This window comes from Collinsella sp. TF06-26, assembly GCF_002232035.1.
Classification (GTDB): Bacteria; Actinomycetota; Coriobacteriia; order Coriobacteriales; family Coriobacteriaceae; genus Collinsella.
This window is the reverse complement of record NZ_NKXR01000012.1, coordinates 19,792-38,317: the sequence shown is the minus strand read 5'-3', so window position 1 is coordinate 38,317 and position 18,526 is coordinate 19,792. Positions and strand designations below refer to the sequence as shown.

14 protein-coding genes are annotated in these 18,526 nt (G+C 62.0%); 9 read left to right on the top strand and 5 right to left on the bottom strand.

The features are described from left to right. Nucleotide 1: 1 nt before the first annotated feature. Entirely contained in the window at nt 2-817 is an 816-nt protein-coding gene (locus CHY22_RS07515) for an electron transfer flavoprotein subunit beta/FixA family protein (RefSeq protein ID WP_089573320.1), read from the top strand. After that, a complete protein-coding gene (locus CHY22_RS07510; RefSeq protein WP_089573319.1) occupies nt 818-2,023 on the top strand; it encodes an electron transfer flavoprotein subunit alpha in 1,206 nt (401 codons plus the stop codon). It begins immediately after the preceding gene. Here CHY22_RS07510 and CHY22_RS07505 read toward each other — a convergent pair. Continuing rightward, entirely contained in the window at nt 2,020-2,832 is an 813-nt protein-coding gene (locus CHY22_RS07505) for an HD domain-containing protein (RefSeq protein ID WP_089573318.1), read from the bottom strand. The genes CHY22_RS07510 and CHY22_RS07505 overlap by 4 nt on opposite strands. Before the next feature lie 126 nt (nt 2,833-2,958). Between CHY22_RS07505 and CHY22_RS07500 the strand changes: the two genes are divergently transcribed. From CHY22_RS07500 to CHY22_RS07485, 4 genes are all read left to right on the top strand, one after another. Beyond that, entirely contained in the window at nt 2,959-3,651 is a 693-nt protein-coding gene (locus CHY22_RS07500) for an AzlC family ABC transporter permease (protein ID WP_158551185.1), read from the top strand. Further along, the gene (locus CHY22_RS07495; protein ID WP_035137063.1) at nt 3,641-3,964 is read left to right on the top strand and encodes an AzlD domain-containing protein; all 324 of its coding nucleotides are present in this window, start codon (nt 3,641-3,643) and stop codon (nt 3,962-3,964) included. Before CHY22_RS07500 ends, CHY22_RS07495 begins: the two co-directional genes overlap by 11 nt. A 150-nt stretch (nt 3,965-4,114) precedes the next feature. Then, the gene (locus CHY22_RS07490) at nt 4,115-5,137 is read left to right on the top strand and encodes a 2-keto-3-deoxygluconate permease (protein ID WP_089573317.1); all 1,023 of its coding nucleotides are present in this window, start codon (nt 4,115-4,117) and stop codon (nt 5,135-5,137) included. A gap of 189 nt (nt 5,138-5,326) precedes the next feature. Beyond that, a complete protein-coding gene (locus CHY22_RS07485) occupies nt 5,327-6,469 on the top strand; it encodes a GGDEF domain-containing protein (protein WP_089573316.1) in 1,143 nt (380 codons plus the stop codon). A gap of 100 nt (nt 6,470-6,569) precedes the next feature. Here the strand turns inward: CHY22_RS07485 and CHY22_RS07480 are convergent, their stop codons facing one another. Together CHY22_RS07480 and CHY22_RS07475 are read right to left on the bottom strand one after the other, a co-directional pair. Beyond that, the gene (locus CHY22_RS07480) at nt 6,570-7,505 is read right to left on the bottom strand and encodes a DMT family transporter (RefSeq protein WP_089573315.1); all 936 of its coding nucleotides are present in this window, start codon (nt 7,503-7,505) and stop codon (nt 6,570-6,572) included. A 99-nt stretch (nt 7,506-7,604) separates the two neighbouring features. Further along, nucleotides 7,605-11,351 (bottom strand): phosphoribosylformylglycinamidine synthase, encoded by a 3,747-nt coding sequence (locus tag CHY22_RS07475; RefSeq protein WP_089573314.1) that lies wholly within the window; start codon nt 11,349-11,351, stop codon nt 7,605-7,607. A gap of 184 nt (nt 11,352-11,535) precedes the next feature. On the opposite strand from CHY22_RS07475, the gene CHY22_RS07470 reads away from it, so the two are divergent. Beyond that, nucleotides 11,536-13,098, top strand: a complete 1,563-nt coding sequence (locus CHY22_RS07470; protein ID WP_006234446.1) for a cation:proton antiporter — start codon at nt 11,536-11,538, stop codon at nt 13,096-13,098. 222 nt (nt 13,099-13,320) lie between these two features. Here the strand turns inward: CHY22_RS07470 and CHY22_RS07465 are convergent, their stop codons facing one another. Both CHY22_RS07465 and CHY22_RS07460 read right to left on the bottom strand, forming a co-directional pair. Beyond that, nucleotides 13,321-14,070: a glucose 1-dehydrogenase gene (locus CHY22_RS07465; protein WP_089573313.1), complete on the bottom strand. Its 750-nt coding sequence runs from the start codon at nt 14,068-14,070 to the stop codon at nt 13,321-13,323. A 214-nt stretch (nt 14,071-14,284) separates the two neighbouring features. Beyond that, nucleotides 14,285-15,628, bottom strand: a complete 1,344-nt coding sequence (locus CHY22_RS07460; RefSeq protein WP_089573312.1) for a homoserine dehydrogenase — start codon at nt 15,626-15,628, stop codon at nt 14,285-14,287. A gap of 251 nt (nt 15,629-15,879) precedes the next feature. Between CHY22_RS07460 and CHY22_RS07455 the strand changes: the two genes are divergently transcribed. Together CHY22_RS07455 and CHY22_RS07450 are read left to right on the top strand one after the other, a co-directional pair. Next, nucleotides 15,880-17,046, top strand: a complete 1,167-nt coding sequence (locus CHY22_RS07455) for an ABC transporter substrate-binding protein (RefSeq protein WP_089573311.1) — start codon at nt 15,880-15,882, stop codon at nt 17,044-17,046. 271 nt (nt 17,047-17,317) lie between these two features. Next, nucleotides 17,318-18,505: an ABC transporter substrate-binding protein gene (locus tag CHY22_RS07450; RefSeq protein ID WP_089573310.1), complete on the top strand. Its 1,188-nt coding sequence runs from the start codon at nt 17,318-17,320 to the stop codon at nt 18,503-18,505. Nucleotides 18,506-18,526 lie beyond the last annotated feature (21 nt).

The window sequence follows — 18,526 nt, the reverse complement described above, 5'->3', positions numbered from 1 at the left end:
GATGAGTGATTTCCATATGGTGGTGTGCGTCAAGGCGGTGCCCGGAAGCACCGAGGTCAAGATGGACCCCAAGACCAATACTATCGTGCGTGATGGCAAGCAGGCGGTCATTAATCCCTTCGATGCAAGTGCCCTCGAATGTGCGCTAGCGCTGAAGGACGACTTTATCGGCTTTGGCATGGACGTGCGTGTGACGGTGGTGTCGATGGGCATCCCCGCGACCGAATCGCTGCTGCGCGACTGCATCGCCCGCGGTGCCGACGACGCGCTGCTGCTGACCGATCGCGCCTTTGCGGGCGCCGATACCCTAGCCACCACCTATGCCCTCAAATGCGGCATCGAGGCACTCGATGAGGACTTTGACCTGCTCATCTGCGGCAAGATGGCGGTGGACGGCGATACGGCCCAGATCGGCCCCGAGCTGGCCGGCGCCTTTGGGGTCCCCTGCGTGACCGACGTGAGCTGTGTGCAGAGCGCGGGATTTACGACGTGTGGCTCGCTGGCGCTCGTTCACGGCTGCGATGCCGGCGAGGAGACGGTGTACCTGGAGATGCCGTGTGCGATGACGACTGCCAAGGAGATTGGCCAGCTGCGCATGCCGAGTATTGCCGGTATTCGCGCGGCCGAGGATGCAGACGTGCGCGTGGCCAGCGCTGCCGACGTAAACGCCGACCCCTCGCGTTGCGGCCTTGCCGGATCACCGACGCAGGTCGTGCGCTCGTTTGTGCCCGACCGTGACCAAACGTGCGAGGCCGTCGAGGGAACGGCGTCCGAGCAGGCGGTAAAACTTGCCAAGATTATCGAGGGGATGGCATAGATGAGCGGGCTGATTATCGATAGCGAAGCCTGTATCGGCTGCGGTCGCTGCGTTCGCGCCTGCGCCTCGGGCGGCATTGTGGTGGAGGGTGAGCGCCCCAATCGCTGTGCCCGCGTAACCGACGGCTGTATCCTGTGCGGTGGGTGCGTCGACGCCTGCCCCGTCAACGCCATCTCGATTGAGCGCGACGAGGCCGCCGGCGCGGCAGACCTTGACGCATATCGAGACATCTGGATCTTCGTGCAGACTGACGAGCACGATGCCGTTGCATCCGTGGCCTTCGAGCTCATGGGCAAGGGGCGCGAGCTTGCCGATGCCCGCGGCTGCCGTCTGGTGGCACTGGTCGGCATGAGCCCCGAGGGCTCACTCGGGGACCTGGAGCATCTGATTTGCGCCGGTGCGGACGAAGTTCTGGTCTGTCGTGACGAGCGCCTGCGTCAGAACGACGCGGAGGTCTACGCCCGCTTGATCTGCGATTTGGTAGCCGAGCGCAAGCCCGAGGCCATTCTGTACGGCGCGACCGCCTTTGGTCGCGAGCTGGCGCCCAGTGTGGCCGTGCGCTTGCAGACGGGCCTTACGGCCGATTGCACGGTGCTTTCGATGGATACGGAGACGGGTCTGCTGCAGCAGACGCGCCCGGCGTTTGGCGGCAACCTGATGGCCACCATTATCTGCCCCAACCACCGTCCTCAGATGGCAACGGTGCGCCCCGGCATCTTTAAGGCGCCCGAGTTTGACTATAGCCGCTCCGGCACGATTGCCCAGGTAGTGCTAGCGGATGACGTTAAGGCCCGTGTCGAGATCTCGATTCCCGCCGAGGAGTGGGGACAGCAGGCCTCAATTGCCGATGCCGAGCGTCTAGTCGTGGTGGGCCGCGGCATCGGCTCCAAGAAAAACCTACCGCTGATGCGAAAGCTTGCCGAGGCTCTGGGTGCCGAGCTTGGCTGCACGCGCCCCGTGGTGGAGACCGGCTGGCTGGAGTATCGCCACCAAATTGGCCAGACGGGTGTATCGGTCTCGCCCAAGCTCCTCGTGAGCATCGGTGTCTCGGGCGCTATCCAGCATCTCGCCGGCATCGGTGGGGCGGAGTGCATTGTCGCCATCAATGAGGACCCGGATGCCCCCATCTTCGGTGCCGCCCAGTACAAGGTCGTCGGCGATGCCGTTGAGATCGTTGAGGAACTGCTGGCTCAGCTCGAGTGCTAAGCGCTTGCCAGCCAGCGGCGCAGCTCGTCCTTAAGGCGGCTCCAGGTTGCCTGCGCGGCGGGGTCGGTAAAGGGTCGCGTAATGCCAAAGGGCGCGTCGAGCAGGCGATAGATATCGCCTTGCTCGCGCGCCAGTGCACGGCTTGCCGGATGGACGAGCTCAAACATAAAGCAGATGAGCCCCACCAGGTAGTCCGCCGGCTCGTTGCGCTCGTCACGCGCGACGCAGCGATGCTCGTCAAAGGCGGTAAGCGCCGGTGTCGAGAAGTGGCTGGCGAGAAACGTGTCCTCATCCACCTTGAGGATGGTGTCGACGGTGCTGTCGGCGATGGTGCGCATAATGTCGATCTTGTCGCCATCGCGCACGATATCGCAGAAGCGCCGCGTGCGCTCGTCGAGCTGCGCGGGTAGACGGAAATCGCTGTGATAGGCAATGCTCGCTCGGATGAGCTCATCTTCTGCCGGGTCATCGATAAAGTCGCGGACGCTCGTCACGGCGGGTGCATCGGCGGGATTCTCGCCAAAGAGGACCTCGATGCCCAGCGCTGCATGGCCCATGCTCTCGGCGTCCTTAAAGGTGTCCCAGCGTCGCAGCTGCTCAAAGCGGCCTATATCGTGCAGCAGGCCGCAAAGCCATGCCAAGTCAATATCATCTGACGACCAGCCCTGCTCGCGCGCTACGGCATCGCATGCCTCGGCCACGTGGTACGTATGCTCGATTTTGAGCGCGATGCGTGGGTTGGTGGCGTCGTAGGCATCGGTGTAGCTTTTGAAGGCTGCGCGCGCCCGGTCTCGATCGATAGCTGTCATAATGACTTCCTAAAAAGTTGTGTCTTTCGATCCGGTGGCAATTGTAGGCGAACTTTATTGCCACCGGTTGATATTTCTGCTGCGTTGCGAGGTGCGCTGCAGACGACTTACCAGAATGGGAGTGGCATGGTCCTTAGGATCTTTAAAACCGTCTGGCCGGTGATGCTTACCTATGTTGCAATAGGCGCGCCGTGCGGAATGATCATGGGGCAGACGGGAATGGAACCCTGGATGGTCTTTGCCCTGAGCAGCACGTTTGTGACGGGCAGCGGCCAGTTTATGATCTGCAACCTGTGGCTGGCGGGCGTGCCTGCAGCATCGATCGTCGCGAGCGTTGCTGCCATCTCCTCGCGCTTTGCGCTTTACTCGGCATCGATCGCGCCGCATCTGACGGGTGCCTCGAAGCGTCAGACGCTGGCTGTTGCCGCGACACTTACCGAGGAGGCATATGGCATCTCGCTTGCCAAGTTGGTTGAAGGGGAGGATTGGGGCCCGCGCGAGTCCTTTGTGCTCAACGTGATTCTCATCGCAACATGGGGCGTTTCGTGTACGATGGGCGCCATCGTCGGCGCCGTTGTCGATGTTCCCACCGCCATTGCAGCCTTTGTCTGCACCTCGCTCTTTATCTGCCTGCTCTTTTCGCAGCGGCTGTCGCGCGGCAACGTTGTCGCGGCGGTTTCGGGCGCGGTGTCCGTCGCCGTATGCAAGTTCTTGGGCCTCACGAATATTGCCGTGCCGGCAAGCGTCGTGGCCGGCATGGCCATTGCGTTGGCGTGCGATGCTGTATTTGACGGAAGAGGTGCCCGCGATGCCCGTTAACGAGTTCTTGGTTCTGTGGCTGTCGTCGTGGGCTGCTATCGCGTTCTTTCGCATCGCGCCGGCGTTCGCCTTGCGCGGGCGGACCCTGTCGCCCCGCATTACCGAGGCCCTGGGCTATATCCCGCCCGCCGCCTTTGCCGCGCTGGTCGCCAACGACTTGGTGAGCCCCGGCGCGTTCGACGCGGGACTCTGGCCTGCCTTGGTTCCCTGGATTGCGGCCGCCGGCGTCGTGGTCGTGGCGGTCAAGACAAAATCGATGCTGTGGTGCTGCGTCTCGGGCATCGTACTCTATATTGTCTTGAGCCTTATATAGGGGTGGCGTCGCGGGCGCCGAATCTCGTTCCATCCCAACTCGTCGGATTTTTCACCGAGCTGGTCTATTTCTTCTGGTACCATGGTCAAACTTTACTGTAGCAAAGCGTGACGTGGGCTTTTGTACCCCGTCAGCGGAAATGGGGGTTTCATGGCACAGGAAGCAACCGCCAACGAGCAAAAGAAATTCAAGGTCCCGCGCATCCCGGGCGACATCATGATCTATCCGATGATCGTCGGTCTTTTGCTCAACACCTTCTGCCCGCAGGTTTTTGAGATCGGCGGCTTCTTTACGGCTGCCTGCCGCGGTGGCTCCAATACCATCGTCGCCGCGATCCTGCTGTTTGTGGGCGCCGGCATCAGCTTTAAGTCCACGCCGGGTGCCATCAAGACCGGTATCGTCGTGCTGATCCCCAAGCTGGTCGTCGCAGCGGCTCTCGGCCTGGGCGTGGCATATTTCTTTAACGACAACTTCCTGGGTCTGAGCTCCGTGTCTATCATCGGCGGCATCACGTTTTGCAACATGGCGCTCTATACGGGCATCATGGGCGAGTTCGGCGATGAGTCCGAGCAGGGCGCCGTCGGTATCCTGTTCTTTACGGCTGGCCCCGCCGTCACGATGATCATCCTCGGTGTTTCCGGCCTCGCCAACATTCCAATTGGCACCATTATCGGCTCCATCTTGCCACTCGTTATTGGCATGGTTCTGGGCAACCTGTTCCCGTTTATCAAGAACCTGCTGGTTCCCGGTGCCAATCCCGCGATTGCCGTCATCGGATTTCAGCTCGGTGCGTCCATGAGCCTGTCGAGCTTTATCACCGGCGGTATTTCCGGCATTCTGTTGGGCCTCATCACCCTCTTTATCGTTGGCCCCATCACCTTTGCCTTCGAGCGCTTGTGCGGCGGCAACGGCAAGGCCGCCGTTGCTTGCTCCACCATCGCCGGCACGGCTATGACCACGCCGGTTGCTCTTGCTGAGGTCGCGCCGCGCTATGCCGAGCTTGCGCCCACCGCGTATGCGCAGATCGCCACCGCCGTCATCATCACGGCCATCATGGCCCCGATTCTGACCGGCTGGGTCGATAAGAAGTTCTGCCACGGCGAAGAGGATCTGTCGGTCGAAGGCGTCGAGGCTATTGAGGAGGCCGTCGCGACCGACATCGACGGCGAGTAATCGTCGACGCGAGTCAATCAAGCCGGCGTGTGCAATTCGCGCCGTATGGGCGCCCGAACGAGAGCTGTCTTGCAGTGACGTTCGGGCGCTCTGCTATTATTCCCTATACCCCTGCGGAGTAGGGGTGTTTATTGCCCAGGCACGAATCGGGCGATTCTGACCACTTGCATATTGAAGGGATGGCGTCTAGTGGTTAAGGCACTCAAGATCGAGATATTCCTGCTATGCATGATTGTTCTTATCGGGCTTGCCGCGCGAAGTCGCCACTCCTTGTTCTCGAGTACCCAGCAGTTATTGTTTAGTACGCTCGGCTACACCTCTGCCGCGTACATGTTATTCGATATAATCTGGACGCTTTCGGACGGTGTGGGCGGCACGCTGGGCATTGCTGCCAACTGGATTTCCAACGCGGTTTCGTTTTCGCTCTTTGCCGCCGCGTGCCTTATTTGGTTTATCTATTCCGAGACGGTGCAGGGTTCTCGCCTTTTGACCGCGCGCTCTAGAGTGGCGCTTGTAACGCTGCCTGCGGCGCTGGTAGTCGTACTGGCGTTTTCGAGCTACTGGACGCATGCTCTGTTCTATATCGATGCGCAGGGCGCGTATCGTCGTGGTTTTGTCTATATGATCCAGCCCATCGTCAGCTACTGCTACGTTATATATACGTCCCTGCATGCGTTTATACAATCTTGCAAGGTCGAGAGCCTACAAAAGAAGGCCATCTATCAAACCTTGGCATTTTTCGCCATTCCGGCCCTGGTAGCTGGTGTCTTTCAGGTCTTTTATTCGGGTCCTTGCCTTAGTGTCGGCATCATGTTAAGTATGTTGCAGCTCTACATTGTTTGCCAGGAGCAGATGATCTCGACCGACCCGTTGACCGGTCTCAACAATCGCAACCGCTTTGAGACCTATATGCTGTCGCTCTTCTCGAATATGGATCAGGCCAAAGATGTGTATCTGCTTATGATGGACGCCGATGGCTTTAAGCAGATTAACGATCGCCATGGACATGTTGAGGGCGATCATGCTCTTCAGGTCATCTCCACGGTGCTCAAAGATGTCTGCTCGGCGTCTGGTGGCTTTATCGCACGTTATGGCGGCGATGAGTTCGTAGTGCTCCAAAAGGCGACAGAGGAGCAGGAAATCATAGATCTGTGCGCGGCAATCAACGACGAGCTCGCGCGTGCCGAGGTGCCGTATCTGTTGCAGATGTCCATCGGCTACGCACGGGTCGGTGATGGCGTCGATACCTGGCAAGACTTGCTTCGCGCCGCCGATGCGGAGCTATACCGCGTCAAGGCCGAGAAAAAGAAATCCGGCGTCCAGATACGCTAGAAATAGGGGCGAACGCTGGGGTTCGTGGCGCCCCTCAACTCACCGATGTACTCCATAAATTAAAGTATGTGAATCCCCTCTGCTAAATCAGGGCAGTTCGCTAGGCCTTTTTGGGTTTGTTGACGATGATGATGCCGCCGCAGACCAACAGCAGGGCAACGATGACGGTAACGGGGCTCGTGCCGGCGCCCTCGCCGAGCAGCAGCGCGCTCAGCAGCACGCCAAAGACGGGATTCATAAAGCCAAAGACCGACACGCGGCTGACGGGGTTGACGGCAAGCAGACGCGACCACAGCGAGTAGGCGACCGCGGAGATGAGTGCCATATAGATAATGAGCGCGATAGCGGGGGTAATCGCCGTGGGGGAGAGCACGCCACCCATCAAAAAGCCGATGACGGTGAGGACCAGGCCGCCGACCAAGAACTGCCACCCGGCAAGCAAAACGCCGTTGTGCTCGCGCGAGAAGATGCCGATCAGGCAGGTCGAAAGGGCGCCTGCGACGGTGGAAGCCAAGATAAAGCCCTCGCCGTCGAGCGTAAAGCCAAAGGTGCCATCCGCGCCCGAAAGGTTGACGAGTGCGACGCCGGCAAACCCCAGCACGCAGCCGAGCACCTTGGCCGTATCGAGCTTTTCGGTGCGAAACGCCAGGGCGGCAAAGAGGATTGCGAGGAAGTTGGCGCTGGCCTCGATGATGGAGCTCGACATGGCGCTGGCGCGCGAGAGTCCCAGGTAGAAAAAGAAGTACTGGCCGATAGTCTGGAAGAGCGACAACGTGAGGATGGGCTTGATGTCGCGCGCTTGCGGAACGAGCGGACGACGCTGGGCCACGCTCATGCCAACAATGACCAGCATGCCGGCAAGGGTGAAGCGTAGACCCGCGAAGAGCAGCTGCGAGGCGCTATCGTGCGCGGGGATGCCGAAGAGGCCGTAGCCGATCTTGATGCAGGGAAAGGCCGATCCCCAGAGCGCGCAGCAAACGAGGCAGCCCAGGATGAGTCCGGGCAGGGTGGCGAGATACGGCTTGCGGCTTTCCATGATGTCCTTCCTATGTGCGCGAAGCAAAAAAGAACCCGCCACCGGGAGTGCCGGTGGCGGGTGATGTTACCCGAGGGGATTGTACCCGATGGGATAGCTTTAAGCGAAGTAGGCCACGCCGCTTTCAAAGATCGGCATGAACTTATCGCCGGGGACATGCTCGGGCACGTTGCGGTACAGGTTGTCGCCGCGACGCTCGGCGTGGCCCATCTTGCCTAGGACGCGGCCGTCGGGGCTCGTGATGCCCTCGATGGCGAGTGCAGAGCCGTTGGGGTTGACGGAAAGATCCATGCTGGGCTTGCCGTCCTCGCCCACGTACTGCGTGGCGACCTGGCCGTTGGCGATCAGCTGGGCGAGCACTTCGTCATTGGCGACAAAGCGGCCCTCGCCGTGACTGATGGCGACGGTGTAGGGGTCGTCCAGGCTGCACTGCGACAGCCACGGGGACAGGTTGGACGAGATGCGGGTGCGCACCAGGCGGCTCTGATGGCGACCGATGGTGTTGAACGTCAGCGTGGGCGCATCGGGCGTGGCGTCGACGATGTCGCCGTAGGGCACCAGGCCGAGCTTGATCAGGGCCTGGAAGCCGTTGCAGATGCCCAGCATCAGGCCGTCGCGGGCCTTGAGCAGGTCGCGGACCGCTTCGGTGACCTCGGGAGCGCGGAAGAACGCCGTGATGAACTTGGCGGAGCCGTCGGGCTCGTCGCCGCCCGAGAAGCCGCCGGGGATCATGACAATCTGGCTTGCACGGATGCGACGGGCAAGCTCGTGGGTGCTCTCGGCGACGGCCTCGGGCGTGAGGTTGTTGATCACGAAGGTGTCGGCTTCGGCACCGGCGGCACGGAAGGCGCGGGCGCTGTCGTACTCGCAGTTGTTGCCGGGGAACACGGGGATGATCACGCGCGGGCGGGCGATCTTGGCGCCGCCGTACACGTGGATGTCCTTGGCGCGGAAGTCGATGGTCTCGACCTCGGGGGTCTCGCCGGCGCTGCGGTAGGCGAAGACGCCCTCGATGCCGCTCTCCCAGGCCTCCTGGAGCTCGGCGAGCTCGATGACCTCGGAGCCGGTGTCGATGACATAGCCCTCGACGGTGGTACCCAGGGGCTCGACGACAACGCCGTCGGCGACCTCGGGCAGCTCGGCGTCATCGGCGAGCTCGACGATAAAGCTGCCGTAGAGCGGGGTGAAGAGGCTCTCCACGTCCACGTCCTCGGCTAGCTCGATGCCGATCTGGTTGCCGACGCACATCTTAAAGAGGCTCTCGGCGCCACAGCCGTAGCCGGGCGTGGAGACGGCCAGAGCGTTGCCGTTGGCGGTGAGCGCCTCGACGGCGTCAAACGCGGAGAGCAGCTGCTGAGCGTCGGGGCGGTAGTCCTCACCATAGGTGGCGGGGGCGATGCGCACGACGCGATGCGTCAGACCCTTGAACTCGGGCGAGACGGCACGGGCGGCCTTACCAACGGCAACAGCGAAGCTGATCAGGGTCGGCGGAACGTTGAGCTCACCGGCCTCGTCCTCAAACGAACCACTCATGGAGTCCTTGCCGCCGATGGCGCCGGCACCCAGGTCGACCTGAGCCATGAGGGCGCCCAGGACGGCTGCCGTGGGCTTGCCCCAGCGCTCGGCCTCGGTGCGCAGACGCTCGAAGTACTCCTGGAAGGAGAGGTAGGCGCGCTTGTGCTCAAAGCCGGCGGCAACGAGCTTGGCGATGGACTCGACCACGGACAGGTAGGCGCCGGCAAACTGGTCGGCTTCCATCAAGCAGGGGTTGAAGCCCCATGCCATGGCGCTTGCCGTGGTGGTCTCGCCGTCCACGGGGAACTTGGCGACCATGGCCGAGCTCGGGGTGAGCTGCGTCTTGCCGCCAAAGGGCATGAGCACGGTTGCGGCACCGATGGTGGAGTCGAAGCGCTCGGAAAGGCCCTTGTTAGAGGCGACGTTAAGATCGGTGACGAGCGAGGTCATGCGCTCGGCGAGCGTGGTGCCGGCCCAGCTGGGCTGCCACACGCTACGGGCGCACACGTGGGCGACCTGGTGCTTGGGCGCGCCGTTGGAGTTGAGGAACTCGCGGGACAGGTCGACGATGGCGACGCCGTTCCAGGCCATGCGCATGCGCGGCTCGGCGGTGACCTCGGCGATAACGGTCGCCTCGAGGTTCTCCTCGGCGGCGTAGCCCATGAACTCCTCGACGTCACCGTCGGCGACGGCGCAGGCCATGCGCTCCTGGGACTCGGAGATAGCGAGCTCGGTGCCGTCCAGGCCGTCGTACTTCTTGGTCACGGTGTCCAGGTCGACATACAGGCCGTCGGCAAGCTCACCCACGGCGACCGAGACGCCGCCGGCGCCAAAGTCGTTGCAGCGCTTGATCAGGCGGCAGGCGTCGCCGCGGCGGAACAGACGCTGCAGCTTGCGCTCGACCGGGGCGTTGCCCTTCTGGACCTCGGCGCCCGAGGTCTCGATGGACTCGGTGTTCTGGGTTTTGGATGAGCCGGTGGCACCGCCGATGCCGTCACGGCCGGTGCGGCCACCCAAAAGGATGATCTTGTCGGTGGGGGCGGGGCACTCGCGGCGTACGTGGTTTGCCGGGGTAGCGCCCACGACGGCACCGACCTCCATGCGCTTGGCCACGTAGCCGGGGTGATAGAGCTCGTTGACCTGGCCGGTGGCAAGGCCGATCTGGTTGCCGTAGCTGGAGTAGCCGGCGGCAGCGGTGGTTACGAGCTTGCGCTGCGGCAGCTTGCCCTCGAGCGTCTCGGACACGGGGACGGTGGGGTCGCCGGCGCCGGTGACACGCATGGCCTGGTACACGTAGCTGCGGCCCGAGAGCGGGTCGCGGATGGCGCCGCCCACGCAGGTGGCGGCACCGCCGAAGGGCTCGATCTCGGTCGGGTGGTTGTGGGTCTCGTTCTTAAAGAGGAACAGCCAGTCCTGGTCCTCGCCATCGACATCGACCTTCACCTTGACGGTGCAGGCGTTGATCTCCTCGGACTCGTCGACATCGGTCATGACGCCGGTCTTCTTAAGGTACTTGGCGCCGATGGTGCCCATGTCCATGAGGCAGACGGGCTTGGCGTCGCGACCGAGCTCGTGGCGCATTTCCATGTAGCGGTCGAAGGCCTGCTGCACCACGGCGTCGTCGATCGTCACGTCGTCCAGGACGGTGCCGAAGGTGGTGTGGCGGCAGTGATCGGACCAGTAGGTGTCGATCACGCGGATCTCGGTGATGGTGGGGTCGCGATCCTCATCGCGGAAGTACTGCTGGCAGAAGGCGATGTCCGCCTCGTCCATGGCAAGACCGCGCTCGGAGATAAAGGCGGCAAGGCCGGCCTCGTCGAGCTCGCGGAAGCCGTCGAGCACCTCGACGGGCGCAGGCTCGGGGGTCTCCATGTACAGTGTCTTGGGCAGGTCGAGCGAGGCGATGCGCGCCTCGACGGGGTTCACCACGTAGTGCTTGATGGCCTCGACGGCGGCTTCGTCCAGAGCGCCCGAGATCATATAGACCTTGGCGGAGCGCACGGCGGGGCGCTCGCCCTGGCTGATGAGCTGCACGCACTCGCTGGCGGAGTCGGCGCGCTGGTCAAACTGGCCAGGCAGGAATTCGACGGCAAAGACGGCGCCGTCGCTTGCGGGGAGCTCGTCGTAGGTCACATCGACCTGGGGCTCGCTAAAGACGGTCGGCACGCAGGAGCGGAAAAGCTCCTCGTCGATGCCCTCGACGTCGTAGCGGTTGATGATCCTCAGGGCCTCGATGCCCTTGATGCCGAGAATCTCGGTCAGCTCGCCCTTGAGCTGCTGGGCCTCGACGTCGAACCCGGGTTTCTTCTCCACGTAGATACGAGAGACCATTGGTTCCTGCCTTCCTGATCGGTTGGGCGTACGGTACGGTATGCGGCAGCGGTCGGTTTGCGGGGTCTGCCCTGCGGTCGCCTTGAGCCACATGTTTGTAAACCTCACTATGATACGACAGCTCGCGGCGCGTTGAGGACGGCGAGGGCGCTACAGTGAAGCGCAAACAAGAGAAAGGCATCACATGGCATTCGTTTCGCTCGCCATCATCGCACTCGTGGCCTTTGCGAGTCCTTTTATCGCCTCGGCGATTCCCGGAAAACCCGTTCCCGAGACGGTCTTTTTGCTCGTGCTCGGCGCGGTACTGGGACCCCATATGCTCGGCGTCATCCATGTAGATGCTGAGGTCTCGCTCGTGTCCGAGCTGGGCCTGGCCTTTTTGTTCCTGCTTGCCGGCTTTGAGATCGACCCCAAGAGCATCACGGGCGTCGAGGGGCGCTACGGCTTGGCGACGTGGGTCGTCACGTTTGGTATCGCCTGGCTTGCCGTGCGCTTTACCCCGTGGTTCTCAGTCAGTCATTTCGACGGTATCGCCGTGACGCTTGCCCTCACTTCGACGGCGCTCGGTACGCTTGTGCCCATCATGCGCGAGCGCTCGCTCACCGGCACGCGCGTGGGCGACTCGATTCTCGCGTATGGCACTTGGGGCGAGCTCGGTCCCGTGCTCGCCATGTCGGTGCTGCTGTCTGCCCGCACTGGCATCCAAACGCTCGTAATCCTTGGCTTGTTTGCGGTGGTTTGCGTGTTGCTGGCCGTGGTCCCAAGCCGCTCCAAGCGCGTCGGCAGCCGCTTCTTTGCGTTTGTCGAGGAGCGCGCCGATACCACGTCGCAGACCTTCGTGCGCCTGACGGTGCTCATCCTGGTCACGCTCGTGGCGTTCTCGGCCGTCTTTGATCTCGACATCGTGTTGGGTTCTTTTGCCGCCGGCTTTGTCCTGCGCTATATCATCCCCGAGGGCAACCATACGCTCGAGACCAAGCTCGACGGTCTGGCCTACGGTTTTTTGATTCCGGTGTTCTTTACCGTATCGGGCGCAAAGATCGATCTGACGGCCGTGGCGTCGCGCCCGGGTCTGCTCGTGGGCTTTATCGTGGCGTTGTTGATTATTCGTGCCGTGCCTATTCTTATTTCCATGAGCATTTGTCCTGCGACGCGCGATGTGTCGGCGTATGGTCGCATTACCGTGGCCCTGTACTGCACCACGGCGCTGCCGATCATCGTTGCCGTTACGAGCGTTGCCGTCAACGCGGGCGCGCTGTCGCAAGATATTGCGTCGGTCATGGTTGCCGCCGGTGCCATCACGGTGTTCTTGATGCCATTGCTCGCGCAGCTCTTCTACCGCGTGGTGGATGCCGCACCGGTCGCCGCCGTGGCAGAGGTTGCCGAGCATCCATCCGATGCGCTCGACATCTTGCGCGCCCACCACGACCTAGCGAGCTTGCTCGCGCGCGAGCACGAGCTGCTGACCTCGCATGGCCATGGTCGCGTATTCGAGGGCCTGCCTACGCTCGATACGATTGCCGAGCGTCTTTCCGCCGAGGCAGCGAGCGGCCACATCGATGCCCGCATCGTGGACGCGGCGCACCTGCTTGCCGATAAGACCTATGGAGACGAGGTCGACCCGTCCGAGCTGACTCCGCGTGAGCGCCGCCGCCTGGAGCGCGCCAAGCTCGCTGTGCGCGAATACCGCCGCCGCATGCTGGAGCTCTATGCGCGCGAAGAAGCCGAAGACGACGACGGCAAGTAGTCGATACTTTCTCGGGGAAGCCGCGTCCCGCTTTGAAGGCTCGGAACGGGATGTGGTTTCCGCAAGGAGGTCCTGGGGGAAACCGTGCCCCGTTCTGATCCGAAATACTGGGACATAGTTTCCCTTTCATAACAGGAGAAGGCGCGCTGTCTGTAGTTGATTCAGACGGCGCGCCTTTTTGGTTGAGCTATGTTGAAACTTGAAGCCAAAGCTTGTGGCTCCTTAGGAGCGGGCGGCTCCGTCGACGGGGAGCACGGCGCCCGTGACATAGGAGGACATGTCGCTCGCCAGGAAAACAAAGGCGTTGGCGACATCCTCGGGCTCGCCCATGCGACCCAGCGGAATGGTGGCGATGATGGGCTTGATGACCTCTTCGGGCAGGTTGGCGACCATGTCGGTCTTAGTCACGCCGGGGGCGACGGCGTTGACGCGGATGCCCATGGGAGCGAGCTCGCGCGAGAGCGACTGGACCATACCGTTGACGGCAAACTTGGACGTGGGGTAACCGACGCCGGAGGGCTGGCCGTACTTGGCGACCATCGAGCTTGTGGTAGTGATGGTGCCGCCGTGGCCGGCCTCGGTCATGATCTTGGCGGCAGCCTGGTGGCCATTAAAGACGGCGACGACGTTAAGGTCCATGACCTTTGCGAACTCCTCGGCCGTATAGTTAAGGAGCGGCGAGCGCTGGGAGATGCCGGCATTGTTGACGACCGTGTCCAAGCCGCCCATGTCAGCGGCAGCCTGGGTAAAGGCCTCGGTCACGGCTTCGAGCGAGGTGAGATCGCAGGAGCGACCCCAGACCTTGGCGTCGGGATAGGCGGCTGTCAGCTTCTCAACGGCCGTGTCGGCAGTCTCCTGGCGCGAGCCAAAGACGGTGACGGCAGCGCCTTCCTCGATAAAACGGCAGGCGATGGCATAGCCGATACCGCGTGTGCCTCCGGTGATGATTGCTTTCTTGCCCTCGAGCAACATGGTGCTTCCTCTCATCGCGGGCGGACATTCGCAGCACAGCGTAGCGGTAGTCGGAATCGGCCGCGTTTGCATATCGGTGAACGGTAGCCCGCGTTACCGATGAGCGGCTCGCGCAAATGTGCTTTGCCGTTGTGCTTAGGGCAGGTGACAAAAGGGCTCCCGTCCCACATCGGACGGGAGCCCTCAAGGCGCGTATTGCTAGGCGAGCGTTGGGCTAGTTCGCCATGACGCCTTCGGTCCAAGCCTCAACGTCCTCGATGCGCAGGACGTTGGCGACCTCGGCCACGCAGCCGACGCTGGCAAGCTCGGCGGCGGCAGCCTGGACGTCCTTCTCGAGCGCGCGGTGCGTCAGGAAGATGACCGAGCAGGCATCGCTGACGCCCGACTTGCCGTCCTCGACCTGGTTGATGAGCGAGATCGAGATGTTATGCTTGGCAAAGATGTCGACCGTCTCGGACAGGGCGCCCACGCGGTCGGCGACCTTCAGGCGCACATAGTACTTGGTCTGGAGCTCGTCCATGGGCTTAAAGGCGAGGTTGTGGCCATAGGGCTCAATCTCGGGCAGCGGAGCCACGCCGCGGCTGATCTGCTCGGAGAGCGACAGGATATCGCCCACGACGGCGCTCGCGGTGGGGAAGGAGCCTGCGCCCGCGCCGTAGAACATGGTCTCGCCCACGGCGTCGCCTACCACGTAGACGGCGTTCATGGCGCCGTTGACCTTGGCGAGCATATGGTCTGCGGGGATCAGCGTGGGATGCACGCGAACGTCGACGCCAGCGTCGGTGTTGCGGGCGATGCCGAGCAGTTTGATGGTGTAGCCGAGCTCGCGGGCCTGGGCGATGTCCTCGGCGCCGATGGTGCGGATACCCTGCTGGTACACATCATCGGTGGTAACGCGGGTGCCAAAGCCGATGGAGGCGAGGATGGCCGTCTTGCTGGCGGCATCGAAGCCGTCGACGTCGGCGGACGGGTCGGCCTCGGCATAGCCCTTAGCCTGTGCGTCGGCGAGCACGTCAGCGTAATCGGCGCCCTCGGCGTCCATGCGCGACAGGATGTAGTTGGTGGTGCCGTTGAGGATGCCGGCGATGGTCAGGATCTTGTTACCCACCAGGTCGTGCTCGAGTGTGCTGACAATGGGGATGCCGCCACCGCAGCTGGCCTCGCACTTAATCTGCACGCCGCACGCACGCGCCTTCTCGGCAAGCGTCTCGACGTGACGGCCCAGCAGGGCCTTGTTGGCAGAGACGACGTGCTTGCCGTGCTCAAAGGCGGTGGTGAAGATCTCGGTCGCGGGGTGCTCGCCGCCGATGAGTTCGACGACGATATCGACGGCTGGGTCGGTGACGACGTCATGCCAGTCACTCGTAAAGGCCTCGCGCTCAATACCGGCTGCCTCGGCCTGCTCCCAGGCAAGCGCGCAGGCGCGGGTCAGCTTAAGGTCGATGCCGTAGGCTGCCAGGTACTCATCGTGGTGGCTCTTGATCAGACGGGCCACGCCGCCGCCGACGGTTCCCAGACCGATCAGACCGACGTTCACGGTGCGCAGGGATTCGCTCATAGATAGCTCCTTCGTGCATCTTATGGATGGATTAACCGCTTAAAGGTTGAGTGCATTCTAGCGTGAACCGGGGGCGCGTGCTCGCCAGGCAACAGGAGCCGCACAAAACGGCACCCCCGAAACGCTGCGGAAACATTGGAAACACGCTCGCTACAAACGGACTTCTGTAACAAACTGTCAACGTTTGCGCCATAAGGTTTGCCCTGTACCGCAAGACGGCCGCACCGCGGCCAGCGAAAAAGGGGGACACCATGTTCAACATCAACAGCACGCTCAGCCGTAGGAACTTTCTCGCCGGCGCTGCGGCGCTCGGCAGCACCGCCGCACTCGCTGGTTGCTCGTCGGGTGGCTCGGACGGCGGCACCGCCGATGACGGCAAGACCTTCAAGATCGGTGTCATCGGCCCTCTGACCGGCGCCGCGGCAACCTATGGCGTTTCGGCCGAGAAGGGTGCCAAGCTTGCCGCCAAGGATTTCTCGACCAAGGACCTCAAACTCTCGCTTAAGTCCGAGGATGACGTCGCCGACGGCGAGAAGGCTATCAACGCTTTCAATACCCTGTGCGACTGGGGCATGCAGGCGCTCGTCGGCCCCGTCACGACTGGTGCCGCCGTCGCTGTCTCGGGCGAGATCGCCGACGATATGCTCATGGTCACGCCCTCTGCTTCGTCCCTCGACGTCACCAAGGACAAGACCACGGTTTTCCAGGTTTGCTTTACCGACCCCACCATGGGCGCGAGTGCTGCCAAGTTTTTGGCCGAGAAGTATGCAGACGCCAAGATCGCCCTGTTCTACAACTCCGGCGATACGTACAGCTCGGGTGTTGCCGATGCCTTTGCCGAGCAGGCCAAGGAGTCCAAACTTGATATCGTCGATACCGAGACCTTTAAGGACGACTCCTCCACGAGCTTTACCAACCAGCTCACCAAGGCCAAGGAGGCCGGCGCCACGCTCATCTTTGCGCCGATCTACTACACGCCGGCGTCCGTTTTGCTCAAGAACGCCAAGGACATGGGATACGACATGACCCTCATGGGTACCGACGGCATGGACGGCCTGCTCTCCGTTGAGGGCTTCGACACCTCCCTTGCCGAGGGCGTGCTGCTCATGACCCCGTTCTCTGCCGACGATGAGAAGAACGCCGACTTTGTCAAGGCATATAAGGACGCCTACGACGAGACGCCCAACCAGTTTGCCGCCGATGCCTATGACTGCGTCCATGCGATTGTCGAGGCTATCGATAAGGCAGACATCGATATTACGGCCGACGGCGCCGACATTGCCGGCGATCTTGCCAAGGCCATGCGCAAGATCAAGATCGAGGGCCTGACGGGCGAGCTCACGTGGAACGACGAGGGCCAAGTCGAGAAGCCCGCTACAGCCTATGTGATCCAGGACGGCAAGTACATCGCCGCCTAAGTGCGTATAAAGCGCTACCGGTGAGGCCGTTTTAATCAGGACAGGGAAGCTTGTAACAGAATGGAAACATTACTTTCACACAATAAAGTGGCTAAACTGCATAAACCAATAGAAATACGCATAATTATGGATAAACGGACAAAACAAAAGAATAGTTGAAATAATCGCCACTTTTCTCAACTAAAGCGTCTACTATTTTGCGAACGCCGAACACGGCGAAGGATGGCCTGTTGGGTAACCGAAACCCGACGAGATTTGAGAGGAGAGCCGCATGTCGAGCCTCACCGGTAAGTCATTGAACCCTGTTATGAATCGCAGGAGCGTTATCGCGAGCGCAGCAGGTCTGGGGGCGATGTCCATTCTAGCTGGCTGCTCCTCCAACGGCGGCGACAGCGGTTCCGCTTCGGGCGACGCTTCGTTTAAGATCGGCACCATCGGCCCGCTGACCGGTGCCGCCGCGTCCTACGGCAAGTCCGTTACCCAGGGCGTCGAGCTTGGCTGCAAGGACTTCTCCACCAAGGAGCTGCCGCTTGCCAGCAAGGCCGAGGACGACCAGGCCGACGGCGAGAAGGCCGTCAACGCCTTTAATACCCTGCTCGACTGGGGCATGCAGGCCCTTGTCGGCCCGACCACCACGGGTGCGTCGGTTGCCGTTGCCGCAGAGTGCGGTAACGACCCCAAGACGTTCATGATCACCCCGTCCGCGTCCTCCGAGGACGTCACCGACGGCAAGGATTGCGTCTTCCAGGTTTGCTTTACCGACCCCAACCAGGGCGTCAACGCTGCCAAGTTCCTGGCGCAGAAGTATGCGGACGAGAAGTTCGTACTGTTCTATAACTCCGGCGACGCCTATTCTTCGGGTATCGCAGATTCCTTTAAGGCCCAGGTCGCTGAGTCTAAGCTCGAGATTGTTGACGAGGAGACCTTTAAGGACGACTCTGCCACGAGCTTTACCAACCAGCTGACCAAGGCCAAGCAGGCCGGCGCCACCATGATCTTCGCGCCGATCTACTACACGCCGGCGTCCGTCCTGCTCAAGAACGCCAAGGACATGGGCTACGACGTCAAGATGATGGGCTGCGACGGCATGGACGGCATCCTGGGCGTTGAGGGCTTCGACACTTCTCTTGCCGAGGGCCTGCTGCTTATGACCCCGTTCTCCGCCGACGACGAGAAGAATGCCGACTTCGTCAACGCTTACAAGGATAAGTACGGCGATACCCCCGACCAGTTTGCCGCCGACGCCTACGATGGCGTGCACGCGGTGGCTGAGGCCCTCAAGGAGGCCGGTCTTGGTGTCGACGCCGATCCGACCGAGGTCGCCGAGAAGCTGCCCAAGGCTATGCTCAAGATTACCGTTGACGGTCTGACCGGCAAGCTCACCTGGAACGATAAGGGTCAGGTCCAGAAGGACCCCACGGCGTACGTTATCACCGATGGCAAGTACGTACAGGCCTAATAGACCGCCTTACATAGAGCG